The sequence below is a fragment of the Embleya sp. NPDC005971 genome (genome assembly GCF_040629175.1).
Classification (GTDB): Bacteria; Actinomycetota; Actinomycetes; order Streptomycetales; family Streptomycetaceae; genus Embleya.
In genome coordinates, this window is sequence record NZ_JBEXUX010000007.1 from 56,662 (window position 1) to 78,131 (window position 21,470).

A 21,470-nucleotide genomic window follows, 5' to 3' on the forward strand; every position below is an offset into this window, starting at 1 on the left:
TGGGACAACGGCCGGACGACTTCAGCCCCCGGCCGCCGCTCGGCCGCTCGTGACGCATCAGTAAGGTCTCTTATCCATGCTGACGTTTCGTGTTCTGGGAGCGCTCGAAGCGTGGGACGGTGACCGACCGGCCGACCTGCGCGGCCCGCGCCATCGGGCCGTTCTCGCTCGGCTCGTCCTGGCGCGGGGGCACGTCGTACCGGTCGACCGGCTGATCGAGGACCTGTGGCACGGTGAGTCGCCGCATCGCGCGCTCGGCTCCGTGCAGACCTTCGTGTCGCACCTGCGCCGCGCGCTCGAACCCGACCGGGCGCCGCGCACACCCTCGACCGTGCTGGTGACCGCGCCGCCGGGCTATGCCTTCCGGGTCGGCACGGACGAGGTCGACGCGTGGCGATTCGAGGCACTGGTACACCGGGCCGGCGGGCTGTTGGCGGCCGGCGCCGCCGAGGAGGCGCTGCGTGAGTTGACCGCGGCGCTGGACCTGTGGCGCGGGCCGGCCTACGCGCAGTTCGCCGACGAACCGTGGGCTCGGCCGGAGGCGGCCCGGCTGGAGGAGTTGCGCCTGGTCGCGGTCGAGCGCCGGGCCGAGGCGGGCCTGGCGATCGGGCAGGCGTCCGGGATCGTGCCGGGCCTGGAGGCGCACGCGGCCGCGCACCCGCTGCGCGAGGAGAGTTGGCGGTTGCTCGCGTTGGCGATGTACCGATGCGCGCGGCAGGGAGACGCGCTGGCCGTGTTGCGCCGGGTACGAACCGCGCTGCGCGAGGAGTTGGGGGTCGAGCCCGGCGCGCGGTTGCAGCGGCTGGAGGCGGACATCCTGGCGCACGCGGCGGAGTTGGACGTGCCGACGGCTTTGCCGAGTGTGGCGGGGGCGGCGGCGGTCGGGTCGGTGGTTCGGGAGGAGCCGGGGGCGGTTCAGGGCTCCTCGACGGTTGTCTTGGAACAGGGTTCCGGGCCTGCTTCGGGGCCTGTTCCCGAGCACGTTTCCGGTGATGCGACGGGAGGCGAGTTCGTGGCGCGTACGACCACGTTGATCGGCCGGGCCGAGGAGACCGCGACGCTGCTGGCCGCGGCCAAGCGAGCCGACGGACGGCTCGCGGTGGCGTTGGTCAGCGGCGATCCGGGCGAGGGCAAGACCGCGTTGACCGAGCACGTGCGGGAGTTGCTGGCCGCCGAGGGTTGGCGGGCGGCCTGGGGGCGCTGCCCGGAGTCCGGTGGCGCGCCGGCCGGGTGGCCGTGGACCCAGATGTTGCGCACGCTCGCGGCGGTGAGCCCGCCGGACGAGGAGACCGCGCGGGTGCTGGCCCCGCTGCTGGCCGACTCGTTCGTCCCGGTCGGCGACCAGGCGGCGGCGAAGCTGCGGCTGCATCAGGCGGTGGTGGGCTACCTGGCCCGGGCCGGTGCGGAGACGCCGTGGTTGCTGGTGCTGGACGACGTGCACCGCGCGGACGAGGAGACGTTGGCGCTGCTGTGCCACCTGGCCACCGACCGGGACGCGGCCGGGCGGGTGCTGCTCGTGGTCACCTACCGGCACAACGAGGTCGGCGACCTGCTCGCCGACGCGCTGGCCCGGTTGGCGCGGTGCGGTCCGGAACGCATCGAACTCACCGGCCTGGCCCCGGAGGCGGTCGCCGACCTGGTACGCGGGGCGGTCTCGGCGCCGATCGACGCGGACACCGTGCGGGCGATCGTGGACCGGACGGCGGGCAACCCGTTCTACGTCCTGGAGACGGCGCGGGTGCTCGCGGCCGAGGGGGCGCACGCGGCGGTGTCCGAGGTCCCGGTCGGGGTGCGGGACGTGATTCGGCGGCACGTCGCGGGGCTGCCGAAGGCCGCCCAGGAGGTGCTCAAGCAGGCGTGCGTACTCGGCCGGGACATCGATGTCGACGTGTTGTTGGCGCAGAGCGGCACGGACGAGGACACCGTGCTCGACGCGGTCGAGTCGGCGCTGCTGACCGGCCTGCTGGTCGAACCCGACGCGGGCCAACTGCGGTTCACCCACGCGCTGGTCCGGGACACCCTGTACGAGGACCTGTCCCAGTTGCGCCGGGCCCGGATGCACGCGCGCACGGCCGAGGCGATCGAGGCCGTCCGACCCCGGGACGTCGCGGCCCTGGCGCACCACTACCTGGCTTCGGCCTCGCGCGCGACGGCGGCCAAGGCGACGCACTTCGCTCGGTTGGCCGCACTCGACGCGGAGATCCACTTCGCCTACCGCGAGGCGGCCGAGCTGTGGCGCGGAGCCCTGGTGGCCTTCGACCGCTCGGGCGTCGTGGACGAGGCGACCCGCAAGGAGATGGAGGCGGGCGCGGAACGCTCGCTGGCGCAGTCGGGGGACCACAGCCACGAGTGAGGTCGGGACGGCGCCGGCGGTCCGGTGTTTTCCGGCGCGCCTTCCGACGTCTTCCGGTTCTTTCGGTTCTTTCCGGTGCTTTCCGGTGTCTTTTGGAACGGGCGACAGGGCCCACTCGGACGAAGCCGAGGGGGCCCTGTCGTGTGCCACGCGGGAATCGGGCCCCGGGGGCGGGCTGTCCGGCGCGGGCGGCCGTGTCGGCCGTGCCGGGCCCGACGGGTGCCTACGCGGGGATGTGGCCGGCGATGATGGCGGCGTAGTTGGCTTCACCCCGGCGGTTGGGGTGGAGCGGGGCGGCGAGGTCGGTGGGGACGTAGCCCTCCAGCCACTTGGCGCCGGGCGCCTGGCAGGCGTCGTGGCCGGTGCTGGGGCCGGCCACGTCCACGTAGGTGGCGTCGTGGCCGGCGGCCTGGGCGGCGATCGTCGCGTTGAGGCGGTTCACGCTGCCCTGGAGGTAGTCCGCGTCGACGCCGAGGACCGGCTGGTACGGCCAGCAACCGCCGGGCTTGATGTAGAGGCCGTAGCCGGTGACCACGACCCGGGCCTGTGGTGCGCGCTGGTGGATGCCGGTCAGCACGGCGCCGAGTTTGGGGGCGAACGCGTCGATGCGTTGCGCGATTTGGTCGACGCCGCCGGCCGTCCAGCGCTCCTTGCACGGAGTCGCGAACGGGTCGAGTGTCGCGCAGCCCTGGGCCACGCCGACCAGGCCGACGTCGTTGCCGCCGATGGTGAGGGTGACCAGCGTGGTGTCCGTACCCAGCGCGTCGAACTGCGGGGGCGCCTCGCCCATGTCGATGCCGGCCAGGGACAGGTGTTGCGGGGACGTCATGTCGTTGGTGTCCGCGCCGCTGCAGGTGACGTCCCGCAACTCGGCGACGTTCAGGCGGGCCGCGAGTACGTGTGCGTAGTTGTTGGTGGATCGGCCGCAGGCCAGTGGCCCGGTGATGCCCGGGATCAGCGGACCCGAGGCCATCGAGTCGCCGAGCGCGACGTAGACCTGCCGATCCGCCGCGCCCGCCGGCGCGGTCGCGGCGACCAGGCCGGACAGGGCCAGTGCGCTCGTCGCGATCGCCGCCGCCGTCCCGCGCGCGAACCCGCGCAGGCGTCGGCGTGGGCTCCGGGGACTGCTGTGCAGCCGACTCCTCGTGCGTGCAGCAGAGTTCATGACGACTCCCGCCGGTCGTGGAATGTCCCACGCGTCATCATGCAGACTCGGACACAGCGGCTTAACTGGTGAGTAACACAGACTTTCCGGGAGGTGCCTGTGACACGTGACAACTCGTCGGGGGACCGGCCACCCGGCGTGTCGGTCGCGGCCGGTGCGCGGGTCGCCTCCGATCGGCCGCGCTCCGAGCGCCCGTTACGGATCGGCGGGCGCCCGGTGGCGGCCCGATTGCGGGCCGGCGCGCCCCGGTTGACCAGGGAGGTGCTGGAGCGGTTGCCGGCCGAGTTGCCCGCCTACGCGGCGCTGCCGGCCGAGGAACTGGCCGGGGACATCGCCGAGATCGTGCAGCACACGGTGCGGCTGTTCGCCGACGTGGTCGAGGGACGGCCGGGGGCGGGCGATCCGGACCTTGCGCCACAGTGCGCCTCGGCGGCCCAGCGGGCGGAGGAGGGTGTACCGCTCGACGCGATACTGACCGCGTATCAGATCGGCATCGAGATGTGCTGGCGGGAGATGACCGATCAGGCGCGCCCCGAGGAACTCGCGGATGTATTGGCCCTGTTCGCGGATCTGCTCGGCATACAGCGGGCCATCGTCGCGGGCGTCGCGTCGGCCTACCTGGAGGCCCGCCGCCTGTTGGACGGCCCGGAACAGAGCGGCCGACACGCACTGTTCGCGGCCCTGCTGGCCGGGGAGCCGGCGGACACCGTGGCCGGTCGGACGGGGGTGCGCCCGGCCGCCCACTACCTGGTCCTGACCCTGGTCCTGGCCGCTCATCCGGACGAGGCCCGCCTCGGCCCCTGCGCCGCCATCGCCGCGCGGCGCAAGTTGCGCCGGATCCGGCAGGCCCTGGACGGCTTCACCGGCCGCTCCGCGCTGACCGCGCTCGACCCGGGCGGCGGGACCGCGTTGTTGCCGATGGACGCCGCGCCCGACTGGTCGGACGTACGCGCCCTGATCGCCCGCGCCGCCGACGCGGCCGACACCGCGATCACCGCCTCGGCCGCACTCGCCGAGCCGACCGGCATCCCGGACGCGGTGGACCGCAACACCGAGGTGCTCCGGCTGATCCGCGACACCGGCCGCGGTCCGGGCCTGTACCTGCTCACCGATGTGTTGCTCGACTACCAACTCAGCCGTCCGAGCGCCGCGTTGGCCGGACTGGCCGGCCTCCTCGCGCCGCTGGAGGGCAGGCCGGAGCTGTTGCTGACGCTGGAGACCTACCTCGCGCATGGCCGCGACCGCCGGGCGACGTCGGGCGCCCTGCACCTGCATCCGAACACGGTCGACTACCGGATTCGCCGGTTGACCGGCCTGATCGGGCTCTCCCCGAACCGCGCCGAGGACCTGCATCGACTGAACGCGGCCCTGGTGGCGCGGCGGACGTTGAGGCCGAGGCCGCCGGGTTGACGTGGTTCAGGCGGCGGGGGTTCGCCGGGTCAGCGGCGCAGGGCCGGATACAACGCCTTTGGGTCGGCGGACAGGGCGGCCTTGGCGTCCCGGCCGTAGTGGTCGACGAGCACCTCGTATCGCCCGGCTTCGAGGTCAGGTGGTACTCGAAGCGTGGTGGGCGGTCCTGGTAGCGGGACCGGGGCCGCGATCTCGCGCCGGTACTCCAGACCCTGGCCGCGTGGGGTGACCGCCGGCCGGCCGGGGAGCCGCCGGTGGAGTTCCGACACGGCGACCACGAACTCGACGTCGCGGTGATGTGCCGGGGCTGCGGGACGGAGGTCGTACCGGGCAGCGTGCGTGTGCATGTGCGCGCGGAGGGGTGGGAGTTGTCGGGCCGGTGGGGTGAGGGCCACTGTGGGGCCCGGCCGGCACCGGTCGAACCGCTCGGAGACGACCGACACCGGATCGGGCCGCCGCTGCCGCTGCCGCAGCCGATCGGAGGTTGTGGGTCCCGGCATGAGCGACCCGGACGGGTGACCGGGAGGGGGCGGCCACGGGGTGGATGGGAAACCGCCTGCGCCCTGCTGTTCGGCAGGGTTCGGTGGGCTGCGTCACGCGAACCTGCAACAGGTCCGCTTCGGTGCCGGCATCCCGACCGCCGCCGGCATCCGGTCGCGCCTGCCCACTCGGAGCGGGTGGTTGGTGGTCGAGGAGTGGACGGGCGTCCGGCTGCGCTCGGCGCGGGAGGGCCGCGCGCTTGACCCTGACACGGTGTGAGGCCGTGCACTGGGAGGCGTCATGTTCACCATCGGAGACTTCGCCCGGCACGGTCGGGTATCGGTACGCATGTTGCGGCACTACGACGCGATCGGGCTGCTGCGGCCCGCCCACGTCGACGCGGCAAGCGGCTACCGCTTCTACCAGGCGGGCCAACTCGCCCGGCTCAACCGCGTGATCGCGCTCAAGGACCTCGGCTTCACCCTCGACCAGGTGCGGAGCATCCTGGACGAACAGGTGAACGTCGACGAACTTCGCGGGATGTTGCGGCTGCGGCGGGCCGAACTCGCCGCCACGGTAGCGGCGGACGCAATGCGACTGACCCGGGTCGAGGCGAGGCTCCGGACGATCGAAACCGAGGGACGAATGCCCACCGACGACATCGTGATCAAGCGCATCCCCGCCGTGCGGGTTGCCGAATTGACCGCCACGACCACCGCCGACGCCGACGGGCCGGAGGGGATCGGGCCGATCATCGGCCCGCTGTACGACGAACTGTGTCGCCGACTCGACGTTGCCGGCGTGCCGGCGACCGGTCCCGCAATCGCCTACTACGACGCCGCGTCGGATGGTGACGACACCGTCGTCATCCACGCCGGCCTGACCGTCGAGGCCGAGCCCCGCGCCGACTTCGACTTCGCGATCGTGGACCTGCCCGAGATCGGGACGGCCGCGACGTACGTACATCGCGGTTCGATGGACAACGTGATGACCGGCGTCCAGGCGATGGCCCGGTGGATCGACGGGCATGGGTATCGATCGGGTGGATACGCCCGGGAGTTGTACCTCGAATGTCCCGAGGACGAGGAGCAGTGGGTGACGGAACTCCAGGAGCCGATCACGCCGGCCTGATCCGACCCGGGTCGCCGACGGACGGCGCCGGGTCGGACGGCATCACGAACACGTACGACCCGGCGCCGGTGGACCACCGGCGGACGACGACGACCGTCAGCGTGCCCGGTGGGCGGGCCGCCCACCGCGTACGGGCGCATCGACCAGCCGCCACAACGAGGCCCAGTGACCCGCCGTCAGATCCTTGGGCAACGCGAACGCCGGCACCCGTTCCTCCCGAAACCACCCGCGCAGCGCGGAGGCCCCGAACCGCCCGGTCCGACCCAGCACTTCACGCAACCCGCGCCCCGGGCCGGTGAACACCTGCCGCACCAACTCCTGGTACGGACCCGGCCGGCCCTCGACCAACGGCACATCCCGGCGGGTCATCGTCAACAGCCCACCATCCACCGACGGCATCGGCCGAAACGCCCTCGCCGGCACGCGGGCGTGCAACCCGAACTCGTACCAGGGCCACCAGGCCGCCGTCAGCATCGTGGCCCCGCCCACGCCCGCCCGCCGCCGGGCCACCTCCCACTGCACCAACAGGACCGCGCTGCGCCAGTGCTCCGTTTCCAACAGTCGCCGCAACACCGGCGTGGTCAGGTGGAACGGCAGATTGCCCACCACGGTGTGTGGCTCGCGCGGAAACCGGAAACGCAACACATCGGCGGCCACGACCTCGACGTGTCCGGGGACTCGCCGGGCCAGCAGCCGAGCCCGCTTCGGATCGAGCTCCACCGCCGTGATCGCCCGACCGGTCCGACTCAACGGCAGCGTGATCGCACCGTCTCCGGGCCCGATCTCGACGATCGGCCCGGATGTACGCGCGACAAGGTCCTCGAAAAGTGCGATCACGGCACGATCGACGAGGAAGTTCTGACCGAGCTCATGACGTCCACCATGAGTGGGATAAGGCACGAAGGGGCTCCGCAAAGGCAGTTCGGAACCGGGCAACACGAAATGGCCGCACCGGCGTATGGACCCGAAGTGCGGCGGAACCAGGAGAGACGAAAGCCCTCGGCCGCCGCTAGAAGCGGCGAGTCCTCGTGTAAGCGGAAGCGAACATGCCCCGACCATAGCCCGCCGGCTGCGGCGCCCTCGAACTATTTCCCGCCGGGGGGCGCGGGCCCGTCGACTCGCGAGGTCGGGGTGGAGGTGGAGTTCGGCACGAATCGGCTCAACTGGTAAGTGGACGGATATATCAACCGTCCGCAGAACTGGTCGATCCTGATGGTCGACATATCGAACTGCTCGTCCTCGGCACGGAGTTTTCCAAGGTGAGCCCGTAGCTCCGCATGTTCATCGGTCGCGAAGATCACCTCCCAGTGCCCCGCGTCGGGAGCGAAACGAACGGCGTCCCGCCGCTGCCGCTCTTGCTCCCGCTGTTTCCTTTTCCGCTGCCCTGGCATGGCCTCAGCATCGCCGCCGTCCATCCCCGCGACAAGGCATTTCGACGTGGCGACACCCGCAGTGGGGCACTCGGCCTGTCAAGGGGCGGGAGCGGGCCGGCGTTGGTGACGACGCCGGTCCACCGGTCCGGCTCGTCGGCTTCGTTCCAGGTGACTTCGAGTTCGCGGTGCGTGAATTCTTCGGCTCCGCGGTGCACGGCCACCTGCGCGCCCCCCGGGTTGGATGACGGCGGGGGATCGTCGAGACCTCCGCAGGCGACGCCTCTCGGGGCGAAGTAGATGGCATATCGCCACCGTTCCGGCGTGCGATACAGCATGAGTGTCGCCGGCGTCCCCAACGCGCGCCAATACGGCCGCCTCTTCCCCATGGTGGAAAGGTATCGGCCACGACAGAAAGGCCATCCGCGCCACGACCGCTGTCTGCAGCCGCCTCCCCGGCATGAGCCCGACCTCATGGCGCGCCGACGACTCGCGATGGTGAGGCGGGGGAGGGCCCGTGTGTTTCCGATTCCCCGTCCGGGCCGAGTTCCGATTGTTACGAGCAGTTGCGTGTATTCGGATGCACCGGGCGGAGCCCCTCTCGGGCCGGAGAGGTGTGGTCCGGGCCGAATGCGCGGGGTCGGGCAGCGGGTGTCCGTCTCGCTCGGTCGGGGCCGGACGGCGCGGCGACGGAGGGTGGTTCGTTGGGGAGAGGCGTGTGGCGAGGGGGTTGTGTGCCACCGCGCCGACGGTGGGGACGGCGATCGTGCTGCGGGGCGGTGGTATTCGTGTGGGCCCGTTGGTCGGGCCGGGGCACGAAGGTTGTCGTCGGGGTGGGTGTGTCGTTTCTCGGGCTCCAAATTGTGGCATACCGGGTTTTCTGGTCTTGTTTCTTTGCTTCGTGACCATGTCACCGGTCTGCGACAGCGGTGTTGTGGACCGACGACGTCGGTATCCCTGCGATCCGTGGTCACTACATAGTGATTGAGCAGGCACACCGAGGAGTCGAGATCGCTTCGGCTTCGATCACCGGATATCAAGGGGTCTTTCATATGTTCGGCAACCGTCGTAAGGCCGTTCTCGTCTCGGCAGCCCTCCTCGGGGGCATCATGCTGACGACGGCGTGCCAGGAGACGGACAAGAACTCGGGCGCCGCGCAGGGCACTTCGCCGGCAGCCGCGCCGGCTCCGGCGACTGTCCCGGCGGCCGCCCCGGCCGGCTCCTCGACCACGGGTGGCAACCAAGGCGGCAACCAGGGTGGCAAGACGGAATCCACCGGAAAGACGTCCGCCGGGAAGAGCTCCGGCGGGCAGGGTACGACCGGTGGGACCGGTGGGACCGGTACCGGCGCGAACGGCGAGATCCGGAAGTGCTTCACCGACGACCTGAATATCACCGCGCAGGACGCCACCATCGGGGGCGACAACGACCGCACGGTCGCGGTGACGTTCAAGAACATCGGTCACGACTGTGCGATGTCCGGATTCGCGGGTGTCGACCTGAAGACCAGCGAGGGGCCGCTGTCGGCGAAGCGCACGAGCGAGCCGATCGTCCCGATCCTTCTCAAGAGCGGCCAGTCGGTGTCGTTCGGAATCCACTACCCGATCGGCGAGTCGGGTGGTTCCGGTGTCCGGATCACGGGTCTGCAGATCACCCCGCCCGGTGAGACGAAGACGGTCACCCTCCAGTGGCCGGGCGCCGCCACGCTGCCCGTCACGGACGGCGCCGGCTCCCCGGTCACGGTCGGCCCGATGGGAAGCGCCGGCCAGGGCGGCTGACCCACCCCACACGGCGGCAACACCGACGAACCTCCCGGGCCCACCCCACCGCACAAGCGCTGGGCCCGGCCACACTGCCGCCGCATCGCCGATGGCAAGGGCCCGGCCGCTCCTCCGCGACGGCTCACGCTCGGGCGGGGGGCCTGGACGAGGTGCGCCGGCTTGTACCCGCCGACGGATTCCGTCGATCGGTGCTGGTGCTGGTGCCGGCGTCGGCGGCGGCGCTGCCGAAACGACCGTGGCCGCCACTGCTACGGCAACGCGACTGGTAACAACGACCATTCCAGGCCGCCCACCAGCCATCCGAGGAATCCCCTCGCCCCAGACCAGGAACGTCACAGGACCAGACGAGACCCAAAGCCACTGGCAACCGCCCCACCGATGTGGGCTTTTGCGTCCGGCACTCCTACCTGCTGTCCCGAGATCGGCGACTTCGACGCAGTTCGATCCTCGGTCGGAGGAACTGGGGTCGATCCACAGAGCGGTTGGGTGGTCCTGGGAGAAACAGGACTGATCGCGGTGGGTGCTTTTGTGGGGGTCGGTGGGTGCCTTTCCGGGTGGGTCGGTCGGGTGTTCGCGGCGGGCGGTCGCGCCTTGGTCGGGTTGGGCGCGGGTGGCTTTGTGCTAAACGGTCGACGTGGACCGGCGGAGATGGGCCCGGTCCCACCGTCACCGGCGGCCGGGAGCCCTCGGCACCCCGGCGAGACGTGGGTGTTGCTCACCGGAAAGGCGCTGGCAACGGCGCGGAGGGAGGGCGGCCCGGTCGGGTCCGCCGGGGAGCCTTCCCGAATGGGTCGGGCGTTCGCGGCCGGCGGTTGCGTCTTGGTCGGCAGCGGGTGGCTCAGTGCTAAACGGTCGGCGTGGGCCGGCGGAGATGGGCCCGGTCCCACTGTCACCGGCGGCCGGGAGCCCTGGGCACCCCGGCGAGACCCGGGTGTTGCTCGCCCGGAAAGGCGCTGGCAACGGCGGAGCGGGTGGGTGCTTTCGTCGGGTCCGCCGGGGAGCCTTTCCGAGTGGGCCGGGCGCTTGCGGCGGGCGGTCGCGTCTTGGTCGGGTTGGGTGCGGGTGGCTCAGTGCTAAACGGTCGGCGTGGGCCGGCGGAGATGGGCCCGGTCCCACTGTCACCGGCGGCCGGGAGCCCTGGACTCCCCGGCGAGACCCGGGTGTTGCTTGCCTGGAAAGGCGCTGGCAACGGCGGAGCGGGTGGGTGCTTTCGTCGGGTTCGCCGGGGAGCCTTTCCGAGTGGGTCGGGCGCTTGCGGCGGGCGGTCGCGTCTTGGTCGGCGGCGGATGGCTCAGTGCTAAACGGTCGGCGTGGACCGGCGGAGATCGGCCCGGTCCCACCGTCACCGGCGGTCAGGAGCCTTGGGTTTCCCGGCGAGAGGTGGGTGTTGCTCGGCTGGAAGGGCGCCGGCAACGGCGGAGCGGGAGGGCGGCCCGGTCAGGTCCGCCGGGGAGCCTTCCCGAGTCGGTCGGGCCGTTTCGGCGGGCGGTGGGTGTGTGGTGGCGTGAGGGTGAGGAGAAGAGCGGGCCCTGAGTGGGCGGTTCCGGTCGTCGGAGTGCGCAACCCGGCCCCCGGCACGCGCTCTCGCCGCCCGGTCACGTAAAACCCCAGGTCACTGGACCCCCGGGTCCGGGAAGCCGTCTCGGGATCCGGGTCGTGACTTTTCAGGCTCGCGGACGGCTCTCCGCCCGGGCGCGCCGACCCGAAACGCCCACCGAGAGTCATGACCCACGCGGATTCCGCCGCCGGGGTGCACACTCCGGCCCTCGGCACCCACTCTCGCCGTCCGCTCCCACAAAACCGCAGGTCAGCGGACCCTCGGGTGTGGGGAGCCGTCTCGGGGTCCGGGTCGTGACCCTTGAGGCTCGCGGGCGGCTCTCCGCCCGGCGGCTCCGACCGGAAACGCCCACCGAGAGTCATGACCCACGCGGATTCCGCCGCCGGGGTGCACACCCCGGCCCTCGGCACCCACTCTCGCCGTCCGCTCCCATAAAACCGCAGGTCAGTGCTAAACGGCGGGCCCGAAGGCGTCCCGCCATCCGGATCGAGACCTGCCCAACCCACTGGCAGCCCTTCCACACTGCGCACCCACCCCGAAACCCCCGCCGAAACGCCCCGACCGACTCGGGAAGGCTCCTCGGCGGACCTGACCGGACCGCCCTCCCTCCGCGCCGTTGCCAGCGCCTTTCCGGCGAGCAATGCCCGCGTCTCGCCGGGGAGCCCAGGGCTCCTGACCGCCGGTGACGGTGGGACCGGGCTGATCTCCGCCGGTCCACGTCGACCGTTTAGCACTGAGCCATCCGCTGCCGACCAAGACGCAACCGTCGGTCGCGCACGCCCGGCCCACTCGGGAAGGCTCCCCGGCGGACCCGACGAAGGCACCCACCCGCTCCGCCGTTGCCAGCGCTTTTCCGGCGAGCAACACCCGGGTCTCGCCGGGGAATCAGAGGCTCCCGGCCGCCGGTGACGGTGGGACCGGGCTGATCTCCGCCGGTCCACGCCGACCGTTTAGCACTGAGCCACCCGCGCCCAACCCGACCAAGACGCGACCGCCCGCCGCGAACACCCGACCAACTCGGGAAGGCTCCCCGGCGGACCCGACGAAAGCACCCTCCCACTCCGCCGTTGCCGGCGCCTTTCCGGCAAGCAACACCCACCTCTCGCCGGGAAACCCAGGGCTCCCGGCCGCCGGTGACGGTGGGACCGGGCCGATCTCCGCCGGTCCACGCCGACCGTTTAGCACTGAGCCACCCGCACCCAACCCGACCAAGACGCGACCGCCCGCCGCGAACACCCGACCAACTCGGGAAGGCTCCCCGGCGGACCCGACGAAAGCACCCACCCGCTCCGCCGTTGCCGGCGCCTTTCCGGCAAGCAACGCCCACCTCTCGCCGGGAAACCCAAGGCTCCCGGCCGCCGGTGACCCTGGGACCGGGCCCATCTCCGCCGGCCCACGCCGACCGTTTAGCACAAGGCCACCCGCTGCCGACCAACACGCGACCGCCGGCCACAAAGCACCCAACCCACCCGGGAAGGCTCCCCGGCGAACCCGCGAAACCGTCCCCTTCGACGGCGAGGGCGGCTCAGGCGGTGGCGCGTGGCGCGTCGCGCGCGGCGCGCGGACTCCGGCCACGCACTGGGGCCGAGCAAAAGTCGGGTGAACTGACCGAAACGACGAACACACTGATGTGGCGGGCAGGGAAGCCGGTCCGGATGGGGCAAGGCCCGACGGCACCTGCCGCGACTCGGGCGCGCGGCACCCCCGGCGCTACCGCGAACTCGCCCCCCGGCGCGTCAGCGCCCACGACTTGACCGTCGCCCGTCGCCCGTCGCCCGTCGCCCGTCGCCCGTCGCCCGCCGCCCGCCGCCCGTCGCCCGGTGATAGTGACCGCCGACCGCCGACCGCCGACCGCCGACCGCCGACCGCCGACCCCGCCCCCCGACCCCACCCCCCACCCCCGTCACGAGCCCCCGCCGGGCCCGCCGCCCCGCGCGGAGCGCGGTCCAATCCGTGACGCTGTGTGCGCGCCCGGCGCGAGCGATTATCACAACCGATCATGATCGGCCAAATTTGATGCGCTTGTGAACGGGTGGTATAGGGGCATCTCATGATCAACATCGTCCGTGAGTGGCGAACCGTTTAGGCTCCCCTATTTCTCACCCTGTGTGATTTTTGCCTGCACGCAACCGTTTCTGATCGATCATCAGGTGGGGAAGATCACACCATGATCGTTCCCTACCCGTGTCGCAGATCACATCGCAAGGGGCCTAGGATGGGCGCCGTTCCGGCAGCTTGTGAACCCGGTCACATGCGTGACATCGGGGGACTGAGAAGGGAGATGGGAGCGCGGTGAACCTGTACGCGCCGATCCTCGTGCTCGGGGGCATTGCCCTGGCCTTCGGACTGGTCTCCCTCGTGATGGGGGCGCTCACCGGGCCCAAGCGCTACAACCGGGCCAAGCTCGAAGCCTACGAATGTGGCATCGAGCCGACCCCGCAGCCGGTCGGCGGCGGGCGATTCCCGGTCAAGTACTACCTGACGGCGATGCTCTTCATCGTCTTCGACATCGAGATCGTCTTCCTCTACCCGTGGGCCGTCTACTTCGACTCTCTCGGGATGTTCGGTCTGGTCGAGATGGTCCTGTTCGTCGCCGCGGTCTTCGTCGCCTACGCCTACCTGTGGCGTCGCGGCGGCCTGGAGTGGGACTGACCATGCGGCCCGTGAACCACGACGCCCGGACGAGCCGACACGCCCAGGCTTCCCCCAACGACTGACCGAGAGAGGGCATCCGCGTGGGTATCGAGGAGAAGCTGCCCAGCGGCTTCCTGTTGAGCACCGTGGAAGGGCTGGCCGGCTACTTCCGCAAGGGATCCTTCTGGCCGGCCACGTTCGGACTCGCGTGCTGCGCGATCGAGATGATGGCGACCGGCGCCGGCCGCTACGACCTGGCCCGGTTCGGCATGGAGGTCTTCCGGGCCTCGCCCCGCCAGGCCGACCTGATGATCGTCGCCGGCCGGGTCAGCCAGAAGATGGCGCCGGTCCTGCGGCAGATCTACGACCAGATGCCCAACCCCAAGTGGGTGTTGTCGATGGGCGTGTGCGCGTCCTCGGGCGGCATGTTCAACAACTACGCGATCGTCCAGGGCGTCGACCACGTGGTGCCGGTGGACATCTACCTCCCCGGTTGCCCGCCGCGGCCGGAGATGCTGATGGACGCGATCATCAAGCTCCGCGAGGAGATCCAGGCGATGCCGCTGGGCGTCAACCGCGAGAAGGCGGCCCGCGCCGCCGAGCAGGCCGCCATGAAGGCGCTGCCCACCATCGAGATGTTGCCCGCGAGCGCCCGCCGCGGCGCGCACGAGCTCAACCCCGGCATTCCGGTCGGCCACGCACCCGAGGGGGGCACCCGGTGAGTACACCCCCGAACCCCACGCCCGAGGAGAAGGCCCAGCTCCCCGCCCCCCGCGACATCCACGGCGAACCGACCGGCGAACCCGTCGAGGTCCGGCACGGCATGTTCGGCGCGAGCGGATCGGGCGACACCTCCGGCTACGGCAAGCTGGTCCGTACCGTCGCCTTCCCCGGCGCCGCCGCCCGCCCCTACGGCGGCCCGCGCGGAACCGCGGCCGGCGAGGGCGAGTTCGACCTGGTCGCCGACGAACTCTCCGGCGCCCTCGCGGAAGCCGGCATCGAGTTCGACGAGGCGGTCGAGAAGGTCGTCGTCGACCGCGGCGAACTCACCTTCCACGTGCGTCGCGAGTCGTTGCCCCGGATCGCGCTGACCCTGCGCAACGACCCGGCCCTGCGCTTCGAGTTGTGCACCGGCGTGTCCGGCACGCACTACCCGCAGGAGACCGGCCGCGAGCTGCACGCGGTCTACCACCTGCGCTCGATCACCCACAATCGGGCGGTCCGCCTGGAAGTGAGCGTGCCCGACGCCGACCCGCACCTGCCGTCCCTGGTGAGCGTGTATCCCGCGCTGGACTGGCACGAGCGGGAGACCTACGACTTCTTCGGCCTCGTCTTCGACGGCCACCCCGCGCTCACGCGCATCCTCATGCCGGACGACTGGCCCGGCCACCCGCAGCGGAAGGACTACCCGCTCGGCGGCGTGCCCGTCGAGTACAAGGGCGCCCAGATCCCGCCGCCCGACCAGCGGAGGTCGTACAACTGATGAGCGATCAGACAACGACACCCCCATCCGCCGCGCACGCGCGGGAGACCACCGAGGGCCGGGTCTACACGGTCACCGGCTCCGACTGGGACGAAGTGGTCCAGGCCGCGGCCGACGCCGACGAGCGCATCGTCGTCAACATGGGCCCGCAACACCCGTCCACCCACGGCGTGTTGCGACTGATCCTGGAGATCGACGGGGAGAGCGTCACCGAGGCCCGGTGCGGAATCGGTTACCTGCACACCGGTATCGAGAAGAACCTGGAGTTCCGCAACTGGACCCAGGGCGTCACCTTCGTGACGCGCATGGACTACCTGATGCCGCTGCACAACGAGACCGCGTACTGCCTCGCGGTGGAGAAGCTGCTCGGCATCACCGACGACATCCCCGAGCGCGCGCAGGTGATCCGGGTCCTGCTCATGGAGCTCAACCGGATCTCCTCGCACATGGTCTGCCTGGCCACCGGCGGCATGGAGATCGGCGCGCTCACCGTGATGACCTTCGGGTTCCGCGACCGCGAACTGATCCTCGACGTGTTCGAGATGATCACCGGGCTCCGGATGAACCACGCCTACATCCGCCCGGGTGGCCTCGCCCAGGACCTCCCGCCCGGCGCCGTGGACAAGGTCCGCGAGCTGGTGAACATCCTGCCCGGCCGGATCCGCGAGTACGAACTGCTGCTCAACGACAACGCGATCTTCAAGGGCCGCACCCAGGGCATCGGCTACCTCGACCTGGCCGGCTGCATGGCGCTGGGTCTGACCGGCCCGGTGCTGCGCTCCACCGGCCTGCCGCACGACCTGCGCAAGACACAGCCCTACTGCGGCTACGAGAACTACGAGTTCGACGTGGCCACCGCCGACTCGTGCGACTCCTGGGGGCGGTACCTGATCCGCATCGAGGAGATGAAGCAGTCGCTGCGGATCGTCGAACAGTGCCTGGACCGACTCGCTCCCGGACCGGTCATGGTCGGCGACAAGAAGATCGCCTGGCCCGCACAACTCGCGCTCGGCGCCGACGGCTTGGGCAACTCGCCCGTGCACATCGCGAACATCATGGGCACCTCGATGGAGTCCCTGATCCACCACTTCAAGCTGGTCACCGAGGGCTTTCGGGTACCGCCCGGCCAGGTCTACAGCGCGATCGAGTCGCCGCGCGGCGAACTGGGCGTACACGCGGTCAGCGACGGTGGCACCCGCCCCTACCGCGTGCACTTCCGCGACCCCTCGTTCAACAACCTGCAGGCCATGGCCGCGATGTGCGAAGGCGGTCAGGTGGCCGACGTGATCGTCGCAGTGGCGGGCCTCGACCCCGTCATGGGAGGTGTCGACCGATGAGTACGGACCTGGGCATGCCGATGCCCCCGGCCAAGCCGGCTCCGCCGTTTCCGCCCGAGGTGCGGGCCCGCCTGGAGGTGGACGCGAAAGAGGTGATCGGGCGCTACCCACAGGCCCGTTCGGCGCTGCTGCCGCTGCTGCACCTGGTGCAGGCCGAAGAGGGCTACGTGACCGGCACCGGCATCGAGTTCTGCGCCGACATCCTGGGCCTGACCACGGCGGAGGTCTCCGCGGTCTCGACCTTCTACACGATGTACCGACGTCGCCAGGGCGGCGACTTCCACGTCGGCGTCTGTACCAACACGCTGTGCGCGGTGATGGGCGGCGACGAGATCTTCGCGAGCCTGAAGGACCACCTCGGGATCGGCAACAAGGAGACCACCGCCGACGGCGTGGTCACCCTGGAGCACATCGAGTGCAACGCCGCCTGCGACTACGCGCCCGTGGTGATGGTCAACTGGGAGTTCTTCGACGACGCGACCCCGCAGTCGGCCAAGGAACTCGTGGACGACCTGCGCGCGGGCAAGGACGCGGTGCCCACCCGCGGCGCGCGCCTGTGCACCTTCCGGGACACCTCGCGGATCCTGGCCGGCTTCCCCGACGAGCGCCCCGGCGCGGTCGACGAGGGCGGCGCGGGCGGTGCCGCCAGCCTGGTCGGCCTGCGCATCGCCAACGGCACGAACACCGACGAGCCGACCCGCCGCCCCAAGATCGTGGGCAGCCCGCGCAGCGCGGCCGAGCAGGCCGCGAACGAGCAGCCCCCCGCGCCGAGTTCGCACGACGCCCCGGCGCCCACCGCCGAGTCCGACCCGGCCCACCCCGCGCCGCCCACCGGGGCCGCGACCGACCAGGACGGGGACCAAGCGCCGTGACCGACCCCTCCCTCCTCACCCCCGTGCTCTCCGCGAACTGGGACGAGCACCGGCCGTGGTCGCTGGACACCTACCGGCGCGACGGCGGCTACGACGGCCTGCGCAAGGCGCTGGCGATGCACCCCGACGAGGTGATCCAGACCGTCAAGGACTCCGGCCTGCGCGGTCGCGGCGGCGCGGGCTTCCCCACCGGCATGAAGTGGGGCTTCATCCCGCAAAACGACGGCAAGCCGCACTACCTCGTGGTCAACGCCGACGAATCCGAGCCGGGAACCTGCAAGGACATCCCGCTCATGTACGCCAACCCGCACGTGCTGATCGAGGGCGTGATCATCGCGTCCTACGCGATCCGCTCCGAGCACGCGTTCATCTACGTGCGCGGCGAAGTGGTCCCGGTGCTGCGCCGACTGCACAACGCGGTCCGTGAGGCGTACGCCGCCGGCTACCTCGGCAAGAACGTGCAGGGCTCGGGCTTCGACCTCGAACTCACCGTGCACGCGGGCGCCGGCGCCTACATCTGCGGCGAGGAGACCGCGCTGCTCGACTCGCTGGAGGGCCGCCGCGGTCAGCCCCGACTGCGCCCGCCGTTCCCGGCGGTGGCCGGCCTGTACGCGTCCCCGACCTGCGTGAACAACGTCGAGTCGATCGCCTCGGTGCCGCCGATCCTGAACAAGGGCGTCGAGTGGTTCCGCTCGATGGGCTCGGAGAAGTCGCCCGGCTTCACGCTGTACTCGCTGTCCGGACACGTCAAGCGGCCCGGCCAGTACGAGGCCCCGCTCGGGGTGACCCTGCGCCAACTGCTCGACCTGGCGGGCGGGGTGCGCGAGGGACACCGGATCAAGTTCTGGACGCCCGGCGGCTCGTCCACGCCGATGTTCACCGACGAGCACCTGGACGTACCGCTCGACTACGAGGGCGTCGGCGCCGCCGGATCCATGCTCGGCACCAAGGCGCTGCAGATCTTCGACGAGACCGTGTGCGTGGTGCGCGCGGTGTTGCGCTGGACCGAGTTCTACGAGCACGAGTCCTGCGGCAAGTGCACGCCGTGTCGCGAAGGCACCTATTGGCTCACCCAGTTGCTCACCCGGCTGGAACGCGGCGAGGGCACCGAAGCGGACCTGGAGACGTTGCTCGACGTCGCCGACAACATCCTCGGCAAGTCGTTCTGCGCGCTGGGCGACGGTGCCGCGAGCCCGATCCAGTCCTCGCTCAAGTACTTCCGCGACGAATATCTGGCGCACTTCGAGCACGGCGGCTGTCCGTTCGACACCGCGGCATCCACCGCGTGGGCGAGCACAGCCCCCGCTTCCATCGGGGCAGGAGCGCAGAGCTGACATGACCGTCACGACCAACACCCCAGCGGGTGGGCCGCCGGCACCCAAGCCGGAGGACCTCGTCACCATCTCGGTGGACGGGATCGACGTCTCCGTGCCCAAGGGCACCCTGGTGATCCGGGCGGCCGAGCTGATCGGCATCCAGATCCCCCGGTTCTGCGACCACCCGCTGCTCGACCCGGTCGGCGCGTGCCGGCAGTGCCTGGTCGACGTCGAGGGCCAGCGCAAACCGCTCGCCTCGTGCACCACCACCGTCACCGACGGCATGGTGGTGCGCACCCAACTCACCTCGCCCGTCGCGAAGAAGTCGCAGGACGGGGTGATGGAGCTGCTGCTGATCAACCACCCCCTGGACTGCCCCGTCTGCGACAAGGGCGGCGAGTGCCCGCTGCAGAACCAGGCGATGGGCGCGGGTCGTTCCGCCTCGCGTTTCGCCGAGGTCAAGCGGACCTTCCCCAAGCCGCTGCGGATCTCCTCCGAAGTGCTGCTGGACCGCGAGCGCTGCGTGTTGTGCGCACGCTGCACCCGCTTCTCCGAACAGGTCGCGGGCGACCCGTTCATCGCGCTGATCGAACGCGGCGCACTGCAACAGGTCGGGATCTACGAGAAGCAGCCCTTCGAGTCCTACTTCTCCGGCAACACCATCCAGATCTGCCCGGTCGGCGCCCTCACCTCGGCCGCGTACCGCTTCCGCGCCCGGCCGTTCGACCTGGTGTCCTCCCCGACCACGTGCGAGCACTGCGCGTCCGGGTGCTCGCTGCGCGCCGACCACCGACGGGGCAAGGTGCTGCGCCGGCTCGCCGGCGACGAGCCCGAGGTCAACGAGGAATGGAACTGCGACAAGGGCCGCTTCGCGTTCCGCTACGCCACCCGACAGGACCGGCTCACCTCCCCACTGATCCGGGACGAGGAGAGCGGCGAACTGGTTCCCGCGTCCTGGTCCGAGGCGCTGAGTGTGGCCGCGCGCGGGCTCGCCGCCGCACGCGGCTCGGCCGGCGTCCTGGTCGGCGGGCGGGCCACGCTGGAGGACGCCTACGCGTACGGCAAGTTCGCCCGAGTCGCGCTGGACAGCAACGACATCGACTTCCGGGCCCGCGAACACTCGGCCGAGGAGGCCGACTTCCTCGCCGCCCGGGTGGCCGGCAGCGGGCTCGGGGTGACCTACGCCGACCTGGAGAAGGCCCCCGGCGTACTCCTGGTCGGGTTCGAGCCCGAGGACGAATCGCCGATCGTGTTCCTGCGGCTGCGCAAGGCCGCCCGCAAGGGCCTGAAGGTCTACGGCATCGCGCCGTTCGCCTCGGCCGGCCTGGTCCGGATGAAGGGCACGCTGTTGCGGGCGGCCCCCGGCACCGAGACCGAGTGGCTCTGTGCGCTCGGCGACCCGGCGGTCGAGGGCGAACTCCCGCGCGCCGCCGCCGAACTGCTGCGCACCCCGGGCACCATCGTGCTCGTCGGCGAGCGCCTGGCGGGCGTGCCCGGCGCATTGGCCGAGGTCACCGCGCTGGCCGCGGCCACCGGCGCCCGACTCGCCTGGATCCCGCGCCGGGCCGGCGAGCGCGGCGCGCTGGACGCGGGCGCGCTGTACAACCTGCTTCCCGGCGGGCGACCGGTCGGCGACCCGGCGGCCCGAGCCGAGACGGCCGCCGCCTGGGCGGTCGCCGACCTGCCCGGCGGCTACGGCCTGGACACCACCTCGATGCTCACCGCGGTCCGCGAACAACGCCTGGGGGCCCTGGTGGTCGGCGGTGTCGAGGTGGACGACCTGCCCGACCCGGCCGGCGCGATCGCCGCGCTGGACGCGGCCCGCTTCGTGGTCAGCCTGGAGCTGCGGCACAGCGCGGTCACCGAACGCGCCGACGTGGTCTTCCCGGTCGCCGCACCCGCCGAGAAGCCCGGCACCTTCGTCGACTGGGAGGGCCGCGAGCGCCCGTTCGCCACCGTGCTGAAGAAGGACCAGCTCACCGGCGACCTGGCCGCGGTGATGTCCGACCTGCGCGTGCTCGACGCGATCGCCGAGGCGATGGCCGAGCAGTGCGAGGGCACCCCGATCGACCTGCCCTCGCTCACCGCCGCCCGCCGCGAACTGCGCCGGCTCGGCCGGTGGGGCGGCGACCGGGGACCGGCCCCCGAGGGCACCGCCCGCGAACTCCCGCGCCCCGGCGCGGGCGAAGCCGTACTGGCCACCTGGCGGCTGCTCCTGGACGAGGGCCGGGGCCAGGACGGCGAACCCCATCTGGCGGGCACCCGGCGCACGCCGGTGGTCCGGCTCTGTGCCTCCACGGCCGCCGAGATCGGCGCCGAGGACGGGAGCGGCGTCACCGTGACCTCGTTGCACGGGGAGATCACGTTGCCGCTGCGCATCACCGACATGACCGAGCGGGTGGTCTTCCTGCCCGCGAACTCGCCCGGCTCCTCGGTGCGTCGCGCACTGGGCGTCGGCGCCGGCGAACTGGTTCGGATTCGGCCGGCGGTCGTGGACCTGGCCAACGCCGAAGGTCCCCCCAACGGAACCGGCCGCAACGGTCGGACCGCACACGTTCATGAGGAGGAGCGGTGACGGAC

Annotated in this window: 14 protein-coding genes; 11 read left to right on the forward strand and 3 right to left on the reverse strand. The window is 71.3% G+C overall.

Translation table 11 applies throughout. The annotated features are described in order from the left end of the window. Positions 1-76 precede the first annotated feature (76 nt). On the forward strand, positions 77-2,353 hold the full coding sequence (locus tag ABZ374_RS09190) for a BTAD domain-containing putative transcriptional regulator (protein ID WP_360308539.1): 2,277 nt from the start codon (positions 77-79) through the stop codon (positions 2,351-2,353). A 223-nt stretch (positions 2,354-2,576) separates the two neighbouring features. Here ABZ374_RS09190 and ABZ374_RS09195 read toward each other — a convergent pair whose 3' ends face one another. Further along, complete coding sequence (locus ABZ374_RS09195; RefSeq protein ID WP_360308542.1) at positions 2,577-3,518, reverse strand: SGNH/GDSL hydrolase family protein; 942 nt, start codon at positions 3,516-3,518, stop codon at positions 2,577-2,579. A gap of 216 nt (positions 3,519-3,734) precedes the next feature. On the opposite strand from ABZ374_RS09195, the gene ABZ374_RS09200 reads away from it, so the two are divergent. Then, a complete protein-coding gene (locus ABZ374_RS09200; protein WP_360308881.1) occupies positions 3,735-4,928 on the forward strand; it encodes a helix-turn-helix domain-containing protein in 1,194 nt (397 codons plus the stop codon). A 29-nt stretch (positions 4,929-4,957) separates the two neighbouring features. Here ABZ374_RS09200 and ABZ374_RS09205 read toward each other — a convergent pair whose 3' ends face one another. Next, positions 4,958-5,275: a hypothetical protein gene (locus ABZ374_RS09205; RefSeq protein ID WP_360308545.1), complete on the reverse strand. Its 318-nt coding sequence runs from the start codon at positions 5,273-5,275 to the stop codon at positions 4,958-4,960. Positions 5,276-5,708: 433 nt separating this feature from the next. Here ABZ374_RS09205 and ABZ374_RS09210 point away from each other — a divergent pair, with 433 nt between their 5' ends. Further along, a complete protein-coding gene (locus ABZ374_RS09210) occupies positions 5,709-6,539 on the forward strand; it encodes a MerR family transcriptional regulator (protein WP_360308548.1) in 831 nt (276 codons plus the stop codon). 96 nt (positions 6,540-6,635) lie between these two features. On the opposite strand, the gene erm is transcribed toward ABZ374_RS09210, so the two are convergent. After that, a complete protein-coding gene (erm, locus tag ABZ374_RS09215) occupies positions 6,636-7,478 on the reverse strand; it encodes a 23S ribosomal RNA methyltransferase Erm (protein ID WP_360308551.1) in 843 nt (280 codons plus the stop codon). A gap of 1,483 nt (positions 7,479-8,961) precedes the next feature. Here erm and ABZ374_RS09220 point away from each other — a divergent pair. The 8 genes from ABZ374_RS09220 to ABZ374_RS09255 all read left to right on the forward strand — a co-directional run bounded on the left by ABZ374_RS09220 (position 8,962) and on the right by ABZ374_RS09255 (position 21,465). Further along, positions 8,962-9,687: a DUF4232 domain-containing protein gene (locus ABZ374_RS09220; protein WP_360308884.1), complete on the forward strand. Its 726-nt coding sequence runs from the start codon at positions 8,962-8,964 to the stop codon at positions 9,685-9,687. Positions 9,688-13,540: 3,853 nt separating this feature from the next. Beyond that, on the forward strand, positions 13,541-13,900 hold the full coding sequence (locus tag ABZ374_RS09225) for an NADH-quinone oxidoreductase subunit A (RefSeq protein ID WP_360308554.1): 360 nt from the start codon (positions 13,541-13,543) through the stop codon (positions 13,898-13,900). Between the two features lie 83 nt (positions 13,901-13,983). Further along, positions 13,984-14,604 (forward strand): NADH-quinone oxidoreductase subunit B family protein, encoded by a 621-nt coding sequence (locus ABZ374_RS09230; RefSeq protein WP_360308557.1) that lies wholly within the window; start codon positions 13,984-13,986, stop codon positions 14,602-14,604. Positions 14,605-14,660: 56 nt separating this feature from the next. Then, the gene (locus ABZ374_RS09235; RefSeq protein ID WP_360308887.1) at positions 14,661-15,365 is read left to right on the forward strand and encodes an NADH-quinone oxidoreductase subunit C; all 705 of its coding nucleotides are present in this window, start codon (positions 14,661-14,663) and stop codon (positions 15,363-15,365) included. After that, positions 15,365-16,702, forward strand: coding sequence for an NADH-quinone oxidoreductase subunit D (locus ABZ374_RS09240; RefSeq protein ID WP_360308560.1), 1,338 nt, complete (start codon positions 15,365-15,367; stop codon positions 16,700-16,702). Before ABZ374_RS09235 ends, ABZ374_RS09240 begins: the two co-directional genes overlap by 1 nt. Continuing rightward, on the forward strand, positions 16,699-17,574 hold the full coding sequence (nuoE, locus tag ABZ374_RS09245) for an NADH-quinone oxidoreductase subunit NuoE (protein ID WP_360308563.1): 876 nt from the start codon (positions 16,699-16,701) through the stop codon (positions 17,572-17,574). The genes ABZ374_RS09240 and nuoE overlap by 4 nt, the downstream gene beginning before the upstream one ends. Then, entirely contained in the window at positions 17,571-18,908 is a 1,338-nt protein-coding gene (nuoF, locus tag ABZ374_RS09250; RefSeq protein ID WP_360308566.1) for an NADH-quinone oxidoreductase subunit NuoF, read from the forward strand. Before nuoE ends, nuoF begins: the two co-directional genes overlap by 4 nt. A 1-nt stretch (position 18,909) precedes the next feature. Continuing rightward, the gene (locus ABZ374_RS09255; protein ID WP_360308569.1) at positions 18,910-21,465 is read left to right on the forward strand and encodes an NADH-quinone oxidoreductase subunit G; all 2,556 of its coding nucleotides are present in this window, start codon (positions 18,910-18,912) and stop codon (positions 21,463-21,465) included. Positions 21,466-21,470 lie beyond the last annotated feature (5 nt).